This window comes from Symploca atlantica LB2515, assembly GCF_052546295.1.
This window is the reverse complement of the sequence record NZ_JBQWMT010000002.1, coordinates 79,581-93,803: the sequence shown is the minus strand read 5'-3', so window position 1 is coordinate 93,803 and position 14,223 is coordinate 79,581. Positions and strand designations below refer to the sequence as shown.

General features: G+C 42.6%; 12 protein-coding genes. 3 read left to right on the top strand and 9 right to left on the bottom strand.

The annotated features are described in order from the left end of the window. Positions 1-18: 18 nt before the first annotated feature. The 3 genes from ACT7WV_RS25770 to ACT7WV_RS25760 all read right to left on the bottom strand — a co-directional run bounded on the left by ACT7WV_RS25770 (position 19) and on the right by ACT7WV_RS25760 (position 4,205). Positions 19-1,383 (bottom strand): RNA-guided endonuclease InsQ/TnpB family protein, encoded by a 1,365-nt coding sequence (locus ACT7WV_RS25770; protein WP_445101616.1) that lies wholly within the window; start codon positions 1,381-1,383, stop codon positions 19-21. Between the two features lie 709 nt (positions 1,384-2,092). Beyond that, on the bottom strand, positions 2,093-3,340 hold the full coding sequence (locus ACT7WV_RS25765) for a glycosyltransferase family 2 protein (protein WP_445105805.1): 1,248 nt from the start codon (positions 3,338-3,340) through the stop codon (positions 2,093-2,095). A 109-nt stretch (positions 3,341-3,449) separates the two neighbouring features. After that, complete coding sequence (locus tag ACT7WV_RS25760) at positions 3,450-4,205, bottom strand: WecB/TagA/CpsF family glycosyltransferase (protein ID WP_445105804.1); 756 nt, start codon at positions 4,203-4,205, stop codon at positions 3,450-3,452. 992 nt (positions 4,206-5,197) lie between these two features. Here ACT7WV_RS25760 and ACT7WV_RS25755 point away from each other — a divergent pair. After that, entirely contained in the window at positions 5,198-5,437 is a 240-nt protein-coding gene (locus tag ACT7WV_RS25755) for a hypothetical protein (protein WP_445105803.1), read from the top strand. 26 nt (positions 5,438-5,463) lie between these two features. Here ACT7WV_RS25755 and ACT7WV_RS25750 read toward each other — a convergent pair whose 3' ends face one another. After that, on the bottom strand, positions 5,464-6,057 hold the full coding sequence (locus tag ACT7WV_RS25750; protein WP_445105802.1) for a hypothetical protein: 594 nt from the start codon (positions 6,055-6,057) through the stop codon (positions 5,464-5,466). Positions 6,058-7,045: 988 nt separating this feature from the next. Here ACT7WV_RS25750 and ACT7WV_RS25745 point away from each other — a divergent pair. After that, the gene (locus ACT7WV_RS25745) at positions 7,046-7,252 is read left to right on the top strand and encodes a photosystem II protein, Psb35-related (RefSeq protein ID WP_445105801.1); all 207 of its coding nucleotides are present in this window, start codon (positions 7,046-7,048) and stop codon (positions 7,250-7,252) included. A 587-nt stretch (positions 7,253-7,839) separates the two neighbouring features. Here ACT7WV_RS25745 and ACT7WV_RS25740 read toward each other — a convergent pair. The 4 genes from ACT7WV_RS25740 to ACT7WV_RS25725 all read right to left on the bottom strand — a co-directional run bounded on the left by ACT7WV_RS25740 (position 7,840) and on the right by ACT7WV_RS25725 (position 11,306). After that, positions 7,840-8,535 carry a pentapeptide repeat-containing protein gene (locus ACT7WV_RS25740; protein ID WP_445105800.1) on the bottom strand — a complete coding sequence of 232 codons (696 nt, stop codon included), beginning with the start codon at positions 8,533-8,535 and terminating at the stop codon, positions 7,840-7,842. A gap of 96 nt (positions 8,536-8,631) precedes the next feature. Continuing rightward, positions 8,632-9,015, bottom strand: a complete 384-nt coding sequence (locus tag ACT7WV_RS25735; protein WP_445105799.1) for a pPIWI_RE_Y domain-containing protein — start codon at positions 9,013-9,015, stop codon at positions 8,632-8,634. 488 nt (positions 9,016-9,503) lie between these two features. Then, positions 9,504-9,920, bottom strand: a complete 417-nt coding sequence (locus ACT7WV_RS25730; RefSeq protein ID WP_445105798.1) for a hypothetical protein — start codon at positions 9,918-9,920, stop codon at positions 9,504-9,506. Positions 9,921-10,541: 621 nt separating this feature from the next. Next, entirely contained in the window at positions 10,542-11,306 is a 765-nt protein-coding gene (locus tag ACT7WV_RS25725; protein WP_445105797.1) for a hypothetical protein, read from the bottom strand. Between the two features lie 304 nt (positions 11,307-11,610). Here ACT7WV_RS25725 and ACT7WV_RS25720 point away from each other — a divergent pair, with 304 nt between their 5' ends. Then, entirely contained in the window at positions 11,611-13,077 is a 1,467-nt protein-coding gene (locus ACT7WV_RS25720) for a spondin domain-containing protein (RefSeq protein WP_445105796.1), read from the top strand. A gap of 555 nt (positions 13,078-13,632) precedes the next feature. Here ACT7WV_RS25720 and ACT7WV_RS25715 read toward each other — a convergent pair. Continuing rightward, positions 13,633-14,214, bottom strand: a complete 582-nt coding sequence (locus ACT7WV_RS25715; protein ID WP_445105795.1) for a chemotaxis protein CheW — start codon at positions 14,212-14,214, stop codon at positions 13,633-13,635. Between the last annotated feature and the right edge of the window lie 9 nt (positions 14,215-14,223).

Here is a 14,223-nt window from a genome sequence, read left to right as displayed (position 1 = left end):
TTCAACGACTCCACCCTGCTACACTTCGCCTGACGGCTCCGTTTCGCTGAGGGTGGAGATTGCATCTATCGTCCAGCGCAGTTCCGAATACCTCGAAAGGCGCGACGCTCGTTGCCTCGCTACCGCTTCGCTATCGGCTTTGCCTTCATCCGACGACGCATCAGGGACGGCTGAAAAACGCCCCGTACTCTCCCAGTCTTGCCGAAAGAGCAACACTCTAAGTGCAACATTTCGAGCACCAATCAAATCGGAATGGAGAACATAACCACACTGCTGGCACACAAAAGTTAGACCCTTGTTGGGCCTATTTCCTTTGGATGTGTGACCGCAGCAGGGACAAGCCTGAGAAGTATAATGAGCATCTACTTTGACAGCCAAACTTCCAGACAACACAGCCTTGTAATCAATAAAGCCGTGCAGCTGTGCAAATGACCAACGAGCCTTGTTGCTGTTAGCTCTACGCTGTTTGTGCGACGCTTTCTTGCCCTTTTTCTGGGGCTTGGTCCGCTCTCGGATATGGGTTAGATTCTCCAATCCAATCAGGGTGTTAGGCTCTGCAACTTGCTTAGCAATGCAGTGATTCGTATCAGCGATAAACCGTCTCTCCCGTCCAGATAAAGCAACTAATCTTTTGGTTGCACTACGGGTGCCTTTACGCTGCAAAGACCTTCTCGCTTTTACATAACGAGAAGCTTTGTGCCTCACCTGTTTACCACTGAAAAACTGAGCCTTATTTCGGGTATCTGCGGCAACAGCAATATAGCGCTGCCCAACATCTACACCGATGACTCTGTTTATATTGTTCGGTGTTAGCTCTGGTATTTCCACCTCCATGCTTACTAACAAGTAGTAAGTTTTCCTGGCGCGTGAGTACCAAAGTTTTGCCGCTCCAATTTTGGCTACTCCAGAATTAATCAGATAAAGATGCTTGGAGTATCCCTGATAATTTACCTTGATTCGACCAGATAAAGTGATGACACTTACTTTCTGGTCTTTAATAAATGAGTAATCACGCTGATAATTTAAGGTGCAGGTACGAGAAACGTACTTAGGTGGTTTATCCAATCCCTTGTATCGTTTCTTGGTACGACCCGCTTTAAATGCCTCCTCGTTGTGCTTCAACTTTGTCCGTAATGACTTATAGGTTGCTCCAACTTGACGGGGAACATTACAAGCCATTTGCGAAGGTAGTCTAAACTTCTCCCGCAGTGTGTAATAAACTTTCTTCTGTATCTTGGTGCCGTTGTAGGTTTTACCCATCTCGAAGGCAACACCAGATGTGTAATTCAATGCGTCCTTATATGCCAAAGAAGTCACCCGGAGCTGTTCTTTTTGCTCCTGGGTGACTTCTAGTTTTAATTTGGCAGTTAGGGTTTGGCCCATGATACTTTCACGATGTTGTCTTACACTATCATTGTCGTGAAGCAATGGCAAGTAGCTTGGACGACTCCATACTTACGCCGTCCCGCAATTCCTCCCCCCACCTGCGCTTTGTGAGCTAAACGCTCATTTGCTTCGAGGTGGGGGAATCCTGGCGATTTTGTTGAATATATTAATGGCAGCCAAAGATATCTGATAAGCTACATTAGCGGTTATTCAGCGGCGTAGCAACACCCCTCATCTACGTTGGCGTTGTATGTCGCCCTTGACAAAATGCTTAAAACCCCTCCCCGTGGTGTAGCGTATCTCCCTCCCTGAAATGGGCAAGACTAATTTATTGTAGTCAGAAAAATTTAAATAATCCGGCAAGAAGTCTCCCGTCATAATCCTTCGCTTCCCCTTCGCTCTGCTCAAGGGCTTCGATTTGACAGTGTTAGCGTTCGCGAGAGCGTCTCCGAAAGAAGAAGCGGGGCGTTAACCCGATGAATTGCCAGCCTGCATTGGCAGTACAATCTAATACAGTTGGAACACCAACTCTAAGCGCGAAAACCAAGGGTTTCCAGAAATTCAGACAACCCTATGGAAGACGGGGTTCTAATTGTGGACGCTGAGTAAGACCAAAAAGAACCTAGTTGTTGGAGGCTTCGGCGGTAGAAGCAGGAAGCTACGATTGTCATCTTTGATTCAATCATTAGTACTTCACCTGGGTCAGTCAGCGAACATCAACTGTATCTGATTGAATTTTGTCTCTTTGGATTTTGTCTCGTTGGGTGCGAACCCATTCTTTCTGAGGCCGCACGAGGAAAGTCAGATAGAGGGGAATCTTCCACAACATGTAAGCTGGTGCAGCCAAAAGTGCTTTTAACGGCAAGTCTTCACGCCCGAACTTAGCCCAAGCACCAATAACCGAAACTAGGATCATCACCCCTGCGATTGCCAATAAAAGAGCAGGTTTCCAGGTTGCCCCCAAGGCTCCAGCCAATAAAGCTCCCCCCATAACAACCACCCAGAACATGACTAATAGCGAAATTGGGGGTATGCAAATGTCTAGGGCAATTGCTAACAAATCCAAACGTTTCTTATCAATAGATGCTTTGAATAGTCGAGGCGCTTGGGTTAGCAGGGTATTTAAATGACCATGCTCCCAACGTGTTCTTTGCCCTTTGGCTGCTTGTCGCTCCTGGGGAAGAAGTCCTATAACTTTGGCTTCCTGACAGAATAGGGGTGCATGTCCAGCGATTGCTAAATCTAACCCCAATTGCATATCTTCAACCAGATTGCTACTAGCCAGAGGCGCTGTGCAAATTACCGACCACGGAAATGCCATGCCAGTACCTGTCAGCAAACTGGGTAACCCCATTCGAGCCAATCCACTAGGACGGACTAGATTTTTCACCATAAAAGCTAGGGCAGAAACTGAATCCTTTGGTCCTGGATTTGCTGGTTGTGCCATGAGGTATGTTGACTGAACAGGTCTTCCGGTAGTAAAAGCTAGCTGAGCAATCCGCTCAACTGTGCCTTCCTGAACAATACAGTCAGCATCTATCAAAACAACCACTTCCGGAGGGTCGGCTTCGATCAACCTTAGACCATAGTCTAAGGCATACCCCTTACCTCTTCTTTCAAGATCTCGTCGCTCAATAACCCTAGCACCATATCTGTGAGCAATCTCTGCTGTTTGATCAGTGCAATTATCCGCGATGACTATTAGTTGATCTTGAGTTGTTAGCTGGGGGAGTAAGTTTTCCAGGGTGGTAGCAATTACTGACTCTTCATTATGAGCTGGAACCAAAATAGCAGTCTTAGGTCGAAGTTTTGCAGCTACCAAACTTCGAGAACGATTAGGTAACAAGGCAGAAATGCATTCAATAAAAAGAACGACGATGGGAACAAGAAGTACAAGTGATATTACAAAGAGAATAATATCAACAAATAGAAGTACTGGCTGCTCACTTAACACAAGTATTTAACCTTTGTCTAGGATTCGTTTTGAGAATTTTGCTCTATGATAGACTATGAAGTTGCAATTAACTACCAACAGGCTGTTAAGCTACTCACTGTTAAATATGTTAATTGTCTCTAAAGGGTTCTACATATAGCTTCAATTTTTGCTTGAGAACCATTCCAAAAAATGTCATATCTTCTACTAAGTACCTTTTCCAGAGCCTTTTAGGGTCAGACAATAATCTCCACAACCATTCCAGACCTAAATCGGCTATTAACTTAGGGGGTTTAGTAAACTTACCTGCCTCAAAATCAATGGTTGCACCAATACCCATAAAAATTTTGATGTTGGGAAACCGGTTCTTGTATTTAGATATAAAGATTTCTTGCTTAGGGGCTCCAAGTCCTACTGCTAAGACTGTAGCGTCAGACTTATTGACTTCTTCAAAGATTTTTAAGCATTCTTGCTCATCTTTTTCAAAACCAAAAGGTGGTGAATATGTACCTACTACAATTTCTCTATTGACTTTCGCATTAATTCTTTCTTGAGCTTTTGCCGCTACACCTTCAGCAGCTCCCAACAGAAATATTTTAATGACTTCATTTTTTTTATGGTAGTCATAAAAAGCAGGAAAAAAATCAGAGCCTGCAACTCTTTCTTTAATTGGTGAGCCTAAAAAACGAGAAATGAAAATAATTAATTGGCTATCACATAATTTGTAATCAGCACTTTGATAAGCACTGAAAAAATCTTTATCTTTTTGAAGTTTTACCAAATGATCTACATTAGGAGTAAAGATTATGCCAATTTTCAAATCCCTCAAAAGCTCTGCTTGGGATAAATTATCGATAGACAAATTTAAAATTTTGACTTTGTCCATGTATGTGCAACTTTTTTGAAAACAGTACTGAATTTTATCTAAGAAAACCACCTCTTCAGCTCCTAAAATATTTAATTATTTAAAATCATAACTAATTAGCCAGCAAATCGCCTACTACCAGTAAATTGCCTACTATATGACTGGAGAGCTAAATTCATTTAGACAAAAAAAATTCACGTAATATTTTAAAATTTTTTGTCTATGTAAATGCCATGAATCACCCTGCTGTTGTTGACAATAGTTGTCTCATTAGCTAAACATAGCTTATTAATTAAGTTTTCTTCTATTTCCTGACTAAATCCGGAAATTTTATGATTATAAATAAAATATTTCGTCTAACTAATTACCAAAATTTAGTTGGATATTTATTGTTTTTTTACTGTCACACCACTACTCTAGCTGATTAAACCGTTGTAAAAATAACTCAATAATGACTTTAGCTATACTAAAGACTATCCTCTGTTGCGATCATTGACATTAGCTTTATCAACTCTTTAAAAATTGAGGGTTCTTCACTAAGAAATGGTAAATAACTCAAGATTGCTTAGAACAATCATAGCTACTCTGTCCATACTCTGTCCAAGTAACTTTAATCGTAATTTCATTAAATCCTTACAGAAACTTTATCTCAAATAGACACAAAATTATTTTCTAGCCTTGCATCCTAAAATTGGTGTTTGTCAACCCGAAAATCTAAGGATATAAAATGCTAGAAAAATTTTTAGGAGGAATGCTAATTAACTTTTTTTGAAATTACGACTTAATATGAGCTAAGGAATTGATCCAGCTGAAGATATACAGAATTAATATATTTGGCTATCTGGAACTCACTACCTTTTGCCCTGATGCCTAGACCACAGTAAGCGTTGTTAGAGTAGTGCTATCTCAGTCCTAGGAACTATTTGTTACTTAATCACAACAAAATAATCCTATTTTTTGTTAAAGTGTTATAACAAGACTCAGCTAAACTTAACGCATCTGGAACGTAAAGAATGGCAAATAGCCAGAAGCAACAAATGCTGGAAAGGGATGATTACCTTAGATTTCGATTACCGGAAGCACTCAAAGAGAGATTTAAGCTGTATTGCTACCTGAAGGGCATAACTATGTCTGATACCGTCAGGGAGTTAATTGAGGAGGTTCTCAGAAACGAAGATCTAGAGAAGCTCCTGCAGGAAAAACTCTTGCAGGAAAAACTCAGAGATAATAACCGAGAGGAGGTAGATGAGTAAACTACTGATGTGATGTAGTCGATCAACTATTTCATCGCATTAAACAAGGCTGTCAGAGTTCGATCTTCATGGGGATTGACACGTCGGTCGAGAAAAGCAATACTGACTGCAAAAGGCAGAGCGATTGCTGCAAGATCGGGGTCAATCCCTTCTATTAATTGGTCAAGGGACTGGGGTACTTTTAATGCTGATTTGATGCCTGCCAGCATATATTCATCCAAGTCTATTGATCTTAGCTGTGGATAAAGAATATCCCAGTTAACCGCATTTTCTGGATCACCCACCTGAATAATGTAAGCCAGTAAGCGTTGTAACTTACTTTGCTGCTTTGGAGTCATCTCCTCGTAACTGAGCTTGGAGGCGCAACTTGTCTCGGAATTCCGCTCAAGATTATTAAGAATTTGCTGCCAGTCGCTGGAATCACAGGAATCTGGCTTACCTACAGTTAGAGAGACCTGAATCTTGTTAGAACTAGCGTTCAACTGGGTAACTACAGCATAAACCCCCAAGTAGCTAAGCCACTGGGTGATAGTTGAAATCAGTGTTGAACGTGTTGCTTGAGAGTTGGCTAGTAACCTAATTTGGGTACGTACCAACGGGCGCACAATCTGTGAAAGCATATAAGCACCAACTTGAATTCAGCTTCTCAGACTTGCTTTGGTTAAGTCTGAGATTGTGTCTACTCTCCAAACTCAACTCACCAACAGGAAGATTGGGTGGCAATATCGATGATTGGGCACTTTAGGGATGGCTGAAACATGCCCCCCGTTAACTCAGATATTCCGAGACAGTAATTTTCTTTGAGTTTAACCCTAATCAATACAAACACGACCGTTCCCTGTTTGGTGGCAGTTTTTTTGTCTTCTGCCTTAACAAAGATAATCTAGCAGGTAAAGCCATTGTTATTTTGTTACACGTTTACAAAAACTACAAGTTTGGTTTGATATCTCAGTGGCATTACAAGTTTTTTACTTTATCATCTGTTTTCGCGGCTGGAGACCCTCACTTTTAGTGATGGGACGGGTCGTTTAAAGGGCGGAATTCACTTCCGCCCACAGCCCCTCAGGAAAGCCGCGCCTCCGCCTAGTTGTAGTTTTACAGTCGAGGGATACCGAAACGCGAAAAACAAGCAGTAGGTATCAGCATCTTGAAAACTAGGTTTAGGGGGTTCCAACCAGAAAAGCTTGGTTGGGTAAAAGACCTAAGCAACAAGTACCAAGTCTTTTGAGAAGACTCCGTACCGCAGGGCTTGCGGAATCGTTACTCTGCAATGAGTCGAAAGTCTGTGGACATGACGTAAGACGGGGAGATAACTAAGGCAAATTGGTGGTGTACGCAGATGTGGAAGAAGCAGAAACCTAAATCGCGTTAGCGCAGCGGGGCGAAGCCCGGTATGGGAATCCCGCGATTTCAGCGCTGGGAGGATGTCAAATTTGCGACTTATCCCCAGCTTGAAAGGCGGGGATAAGTAACGTTTGGAAGTGTTAGTGTTGAAAACCCTACTTCTTAGTCGGTTAACACACCAAGCTCACATCTTGAGAACTTTGTCGTAAAAATGTTACATTTATTTACGTGAAGTTAAACAAATTAATTAATAGAGGTTCGGTAATGACTATCCTTATTTCACTATTTCTCATTGGCTGGATCGGGGCTGCGGCTTTAGGTACTCAGGCTTACTTCCGAGGTGAGCAGTCTAAGCCAATTCATGAACGTAACTGGCGCTCCGAATCCTTTGAAAAGCTATCTGAGTCGGTCACTAGTACAGAAATTGACTACACTGAGCGCGCTCCAGGTTATCTTGTCGGTCAACAATAGTGTTCTTTGTCCTAATCTTTGATTGAGGCGGAGAACCGTGAAAAAAGTAGCCCCCAGTGGAACATTGGAGGCTACTTTTTTGCTGTTGGAGTTGCATTATTTACCATAATCAGACCAGCCTGTGTCTCAGATCACTAAAATTGTGTGACTTAAGAAGGCGAAATTTATTTATCTTCAGCCGTAGTATTTTAGAGTGACCTCAAATCAAATGCTTGATCAGCAAAACCCAGGCAATAAGCGGAGGAGAAAGCGACATGAAAACTCAACGTATTCAGTGGTGTGCCATTACGATCTTAGACGTCGCCCTGCTTTCCACAGCACCCTTTCTGATTCAACTGTGTTCGCGACTGCCTTGAGGCAGGGGGTAAGATGAAAAGACCCCTCTATAGTAGACTTTTGGCAGAATTACCATGGAACCCTCTCTCAATCAGAGGTTTGCCATTTTAGTATTACGAACACCAGAGCCTAAGTAAAAACAAGGTTTGTCGGGCCAGAATTCAGAATTGTGCAAGAGGTCTAGTGCTTAGTAATCGATACTAGATTCTATTGAGAGCAGTAACTATACCTTGGTGCGGTTGCTTGAAACTTTAGTCATGGATTGTGCCATTTGGCAGAATTGCCCCAGTCAACTTAGCTCCCGTCAGTTTAACTAAAATTCGCTCTTTTGAGCCAACAGTGGCTCCACTCAAGTCAGCTCCACTTAAATCAGCTCCACTTAAGTCGGCTCCAATTAAGTTGGTTTTTCGCAAATTGGCTTTACTGAGGTCTGCTTGAAATAAGTTAGCTCTGAAGAGATTCGCCCCTTCCAAGTTTGCGCCATTCAGATTGACTTTATGTAGAAAGGCATCTCTCAAATCGGCGTGACTTAAGTTGGCATTGCTCAGGTTTCGTCCTGAGAAGTCTTTTTCTTTGAGATTTGCTCCCTGAAAGTTAGCCCCACTTAAATCTGGATGTGGTCTTTTGGCCTGATAGTTAGATTGAGAGTGGGAAGTCGAACGAGTTTGCCTCCGCTGGTAATTGGCTCTCGTTTGAGTTTTTTGAGGTCTTTGCTGCGGTTTAGCCGTTTTAGTCTGGATATCTACTCGAAAAGACCGCAACTGGTCACGAGCTTGATTAATTTCCTTGAGTCTTTCAATGGCCTTTTTCTGTAGCCGTGGATTATCTTGAGGAATGCGATCTGGATGCCAAATAAATGCTAGGTCTTTATATGCTTGATTCACTTCTTCGAGTGATGCCCCTGGCTCAAGTCCAAGCACTCTATAGCATTGGTTAAGATCGTTCATCTACGGTTGCTAGGGTTAGTTATCCATTTGTCCAATAGGAGCTAGTACTTGCCTCAAACTAAACCAGACTCAAATAGTACCGCGCTGATTGCGGCTTTAGGAAATTTGAGAGACGCTCTTGCCTAAGAGTTCTGCCAACTCTTTACACAGTTGTGTCGGTCTATGATCAAGACCTGGCTCTATCAGGTAGTCACCATTACTAAAAGTATAAGCAGAAATCTCCAACTTCAAAGGCCACGCCAGTAAGGGCAATCTTCCCCAAATCTCTACAAACTCTGGAATACTACAGGGATGTTTGGCTCTGTCCACCCCTTGCAAAATGCAAGCGATGCGCAATTGATTGAAGCCACGCAACAGAGAATCGGGGTAGGGAAAGGGGTCTTTCTCTCCTATCCTCAATCGTCCCAGATAACAAATCAGTCCTTTGGCAAGTAGGGTTAGCATCTCTAGGTCATCAAGCTGGGTAGGGTCGTAAGTCATAGTTTTTAAATAAGCTAACCGAACCACTAATTTGGCTCAATCTTCCTGAAAATTGCCAATATTCCACGTCGCACCCACCCGCCAAATTGAATTTTGGTCTGTAAGCTTAAAGGAGGTGACTAGCCTTTTGAATCGAGAATTATGACCGGATTGTTTTCGTGGTAAAGGAATAAGAATAATTAATATTGTTTAAATTACTCGGAAAAAATTGCTAAGACCCTGAAATTAACCTTTGTAAGATTCAGGGTAGTTAAATTTCATGGGTACAGCGTTCTTAGCAATTTTCGGCTATGTTTTATTTTTTTCCTGGATGTTTGGAGTATTTTCTGCCAGACCTCAAGCCAGGAAAAAAATTACCAAAAGACTTGTGAGAAAAAGCCCTTGGACAAGTTCTCCCAAAAAATAACTACATCCCAAAGAAAATAAAATTAATAATTCAGGCATAATCTTAATCCGACCACTTGCTTAGACACCCAACTAGGGGATAACTAAGCTCGGTAATCTCGTTTGAGACGCTTTTGCTTATTCCAATCCCAAACGACACGCATCGCCCGACCGTAGCCCGATTTCTCAGCAACATCTGCCCAATCAACTGGGTTGCCCTCCAATTCAGCCTTTTCCCAGGGACGAGACTTTAAATACTCTATTTCCTCTTGTGTCGGCATTGTGACAGGTAGGCTGGTTTGCCGGGTAGTCAGTGATTGCCTCTGGTGCTGAGCTTCATCGAGTCGCCTTTTCTGGTGCTGGGTCTTAGTTAATCGCTCTTGGTGTAAAGGTTTTAAGATAAATCGCGAAGTCGGACGCGGTACCGTCCATCGCCTTGTCTTTTGCCCAGTAATCATCCACTCTTCAATCCAGTCGGCAACAAGCATCTCGAACTCCACAGACAGCCAGGTGGCAAACAACACGGCCAACTTCGGGTTAACCCAATCTCTCCAATTCCGCCCACGCTTAAACTCGACAAGGGGAAAAACGATAATTCCGTTTTTTTGGGAAACTATATCCCTGTAAAGCTTTACGCGCTTGGTTCTTAACTAGTTTCCCACATCAAAGCGAGTACCTGTTTCTGCATGATAAGCCTTTGCTAGCTTTGCAGCGTTGAAAAACTGTCTTTTGTTCTGTCAAACTTAGGCGATCCTGAAAAATATTCATTGAAATTTTGTGGCTATATATTTCCTCTATTAAAGTTGCAAATTTATCCAACAGCATAATTCTAGTCAAGAGATATAAAAATACCTTAAACAGATCACTTTCATCAGACACAGACTAAGAAACTAACAACAGTTAAGCAGAATTGTCTTAATTATGCCAATTTTTTAGTGGGCTTAAATACAATTTAAGTTGATTTAGTAAAATTTATATAGTTAATTTCAATTAAATATGAGAACAATTTACTAAAATTTTACTGATAAAAATCGCCAAAGATACAAAATATAATACTTGTATTTTTTCGTTTAATAATTATCAGTATTTTCCCCTGTTTCTTAGCATTCATAATTTTAAGAGGGTGATTCCTGGACAGTCGGCTAAAACTCTAGTTCTGGTCCGTCTTCACTCAAGTACACTCCCTCGGTCTTTTGTACCCATTCCTCAATAGCGGGTCTCAGGAATTTCGCATTTTGCCAAATTAAGCGCTTAGATTCTACTATCTCGACTAGAGTTGGTTGCTTGGGTGGTTCTTTGAGTTCGGAAGGTAAGACGTAAGTAGAGGAATCAACGACAGTACGTCGTCTTGGCTTCCAACCATTAATGACAGCCTTATATAGGTATCCAGTTGCCAGCTTTGGCTCAAGCTTCCTTGTGCTACTTGCTTCAATAAAAGCCAAGATGGCATTCTCTAAATGTTGAGGATTATCCAAAATGGCTTGGCGTATTTGGTCGGTATCAATGTCAGCGTTGAGTTCTTCCAACTGCTCTTGGTACTTTGTCAGCAGTTCTTGAATATCCTCGTCCAGTCCAGGAATTCGGACGATCCTTTTTGCGCGTTTTTTCTTCGGTTTTTCAGTACCACCTCTACTAAACAGCGACGATAGGGTCTTTTGTATTGTTGCAATAGTGTCAGGAGTAATTTGCTCTTCGTCGGTGTTTGCAAGTGAGGCCAACGAATCTGGATTTTCAGCAGGCGCTTCTACTAATTTTTCGAGTCCTAATCCCCAAGAGCTAGTTTTCCCTTCCTGTGTCTCATCAACATCCGCATCAGGTAATTGATGTGGATGTTGATGAGAAGACTCTACGTACCTAGAAAAATTTGCGGAGTCGGACAATAGATTGTGCAGTTTTGAATTGTCCATTTTGCAATTGTGCCTAACACTCGACTTTCCGGTATTACCAATATTTTCGCTCGGAACCAAGATACTCAAGAGCTAAATATTACAGGCTAGGGTCTTTTAAGTCTTCCGATGGCAGTTAAAGGGGGTTGACAAAAGCCGATCAGCATCAGTTCTCTAGTTAATTTTATAAAGTTTTGTTACAAAAAACGTAGCTTTGCATAAAAGCTGAACTCTGCACTGAAAAGCATTTAGCAACTCGCAATCGCAAATTTTGTAGTTGTTTAGACAAGACCCCAGCCAAATTACTCTAAATAGGTGTGTAACTATGACATATACCCCAGTCCAAGTCACTATTACCAGTCTTGCTCCAGACATGGGTACTTTTCTTACCCCCCTTTGGTTTGGTTTTCATGATGGTGGCTTTGATACCTATGACCGAGGACGACCCGTCTCACCAGGTCTAGAGAGTTTAGCTGAAGATGGTAATACGGCATTAATTTCTACTGAGTTTGATCTTGCTGGCTTTGGTGAAACTCAAGGTACTATCTTCGGTTCCAATGGCCCAATTGCTCCAGGCGAGAGTGCTACTCAGACAGTGTTCCTGGATCTAACTGACCCTAGCAGCCAATTTTTTAACTACGCTTCGATGGTCATTCCTAGTAACGATTTTTTCATCGCTAACGGGAATGAACAAGCGCATCAAGTAATCGACGCTCAAGGGAACTTTGTCGGTGCTGACTTTACTATCGCAGGGAGCCAGGTTCTGGATGCTGGCTCAGAAGTTAACGACGAACTGCTAGAAAATACTGCTTTTCGTGATCAGCAGACTCCGAATACTGGCGTTGATGAGAACGGAACAGTTCAAGTGGCAAACGGTTTTCTGCCTGTTGGCAGTGGCGGTATTTTGGATGATCCGATGTTCGCCAATGCTGACTACACTGCTCCAGACTATCAGGTCGCACAAATCACCGTTCAACAGGCATCTTTTGCCAACACCTTGCAGGGTGGAGCTGGTGATGACTTTCTCTTCGGTGACAATGGCAACGACTATCTTGAAGGCTTTGGCGGCAACGACACCCTCTTTGGTGAAGGAGGCGTTGACTATCTTCTGGGTGGTGATGGTGATGACAGCCTAGAAGGTGGTGCCGGTAATGATTTGCTCGAAGGTGGTGCCGGTAACGATACCTTGTGGGGCAGAGAAGGTGATGACACTTTAGTAGGTGGTCTGGGTAACGACAGCCTTGAAGGTAGTGAAGGTTATGACCTCCTCAAAGGTGATGAAGGTAATGACACCCTGTGGGGTCGAGATGGTAACGACATACTTAAAGGTGGTCTGGGTAACGACAGCATTGAAGGTAACGGAGGTGATGACCTTCTTGAAGGTGACGAAGGTAATGACACCCTAATTGGTGGTGATGGTAGTGATACTTTAGTGGGTGGTGACGGCAATGACATTTTGATTGCTGGTACACCGCCAAGCGGCCTGAATTTGCCCGGTGCCCCAGATGTAATGACTGGTGGAGGAGGCAGTGACCAGTTCGTTCTAGGGGATCAAACCGGCTCTTTCTACGGCATGGGTAGTAATCAGGGTATTGCGATGATTTCGGATTGGAATTCCTCTGAAGATACCATGCAGCTCTCTGGAGCGATGGGCAGCTATAGCTCCAGTGTGACCGAAATTGATGGTATGTCAGGTCTAGGAATATACCTCGATGGGCAGATGGTTGCTTTTGCCGAAGGTGGGCAAGCAGGTGATTGGATGGCTGACGCCAGTTACAATAGCTATGTCTAGTCAGTAAGTAGACCAACTTAACTCAGAGTCTTGAAAGCAGAGATGTTCTAGCGGAACCTCTCTGCTTTGCTTGTGTCTATCACCCATATTTCAACTGTTTGGTGCTGGGGATACTTTTACTTACTGCATTACTTAAATGCTTACTGCATTACTTAAATCATGAAGTATAGCATTTAGCAGAGTCCCGACTGCTCGAAGAAGTCGGGACTCTGGGTTGTCGAGTTCTCTTCTTGCTCAACCAGGAGTAATATCTATACTGATCTACCAACAATTAACTGACAAAAATAGTGAAAACATCAGAGAAAATAATAATTTGCTCAAAAAATTGAATTTAAACTCTGATAACTAAGAAGCAGCACGATCGAGAGAGACCTGACAAAATTCATAATTTTTTAACCTCATTTAATTTGATTTTTGTCCAGAAATTATTTATGCTGTTTGCTTCGCCAATAAAAAAACCTCAGCGAAGTCGCTGAGGGGGTCATCAGGGTGCATCTACTTATACTTAATCCGGCAGTTTAACGACTGCTTCCGGAAAAATTAAAAATATCAACTTCAGCTAAATGCAGGGGGCAAAGCTTGCTGTGACTGAACTAACTTATCTGGGTTGAGCAAAAACAAAGGTGGTTGGTTATTTTCTTGAAGAACCAGCGCACTAACGCATCTAATGTTTCCTTGAGCAATATATTCTGGTGTTAAGGGAGTAAAAGCAGACTCAGGTACACGTTGCAAATAAGGCGGCTTCTCAAGGGGTAAACCAACTAATTTTCCTTGAGAACTTTCTACAATCAGGATGTAACTTTGTAGAGCCTGCTCATTGTGCTGTTCTGGCGCTGTCAACTCTTGGTTAATCTTACCCGTATCGCTAGCGCTAGAAAGCAAATACTGGCTCGGTGTCTGCCTAAAGATCCGATGTTCTACATCTATGACCAGTAATTCTTGGTCTTGATAAAGTGTCAAGCTTACCCCGACTCCTCGTGACGCCCCATACATTTTGCTTACAGGGATAACTTTGTGAACTGTCCTAATCGGCAGAGCAAAGCCTTCGCCGCAAAGACGAAAAATAATCAATTGTTGGGTTGCTATGGCTTTGCGAGTAGTGGAGCGCCGGGAGCTAAGAGGGGAAAAAACAGCCATGGTTGTATA

What these genes read in the sequence shown, in the direction of transcription:
- ACT7WV_RS25770 (WP_445101616.1), bottom strand. Translation starts at nt 1,383, where the DNA reads ATGGGCCAAACCCTAACTGCCAAATTAAAACTAGAAGTCACCCAGGAG.
- ACT7WV_RS25760 (WP_445105804.1), bottom strand. Translation starts at nt 4,205, where the DNA reads ATGGACAAAGTCAAAATTTTAAATTTGTCTATCGATAATTTATCCCAA.
- ACT7WV_RS25755 (WP_445105803.1), top strand. Translation starts at nt 5,198, where the DNA reads ATGGCAAATAGCCAGAAGCAACAAATGCTGGAAAGGGATGATTACCTT.
- ACT7WV_RS25750 (WP_445105802.1), bottom strand. Translation starts at nt 6,057, where the DNA reads ATGCTTTCACAGATTGTGCGCCCGTTGGTACGTACCCAAATTAGGTTA.
- ACT7WV_RS25745 (WP_445105801.1), top strand. Translation starts at nt 7,046, where the DNA reads ATGACTATCCTTATTTCACTATTTCTCATTGGCTGGATCGGGGCTGCG.
- ACT7WV_RS25740 (WP_445105800.1), bottom strand. Translation starts at nt 8,535, where the DNA reads ATGAACGATCTTAACCAATGCTATAGAGTGCTTGGACTTGAGCCAGGG.
- ACT7WV_RS25735 (WP_445105799.1), bottom strand. Translation starts at nt 9,015, where the DNA reads ATGACTTACGACCCTACCCAGCTTGATGACCTAGAGATGCTAACCCTA.
- ACT7WV_RS25725 (WP_445105797.1), bottom strand. Translation starts at nt 11,306, where the DNA reads ATGGACAATTCAAAACTGCACAATCTATTGTCCGACTCCGCAAATTTT.
- ACT7WV_RS25720 (WP_445105796.1), top strand. Translation starts at nt 11,611, where the DNA reads ATGACATATACCCCAGTCCAAGTCACTATTACCAGTCTTGCTCCAGAC.
- ACT7WV_RS25715 (WP_445105795.1), bottom strand. Translation starts at nt 14,214, where the DNA reads ATGGCTGTTTTTTCCCCTCTTAGCTCCCGGCGCTCCACTACTCGCAAA.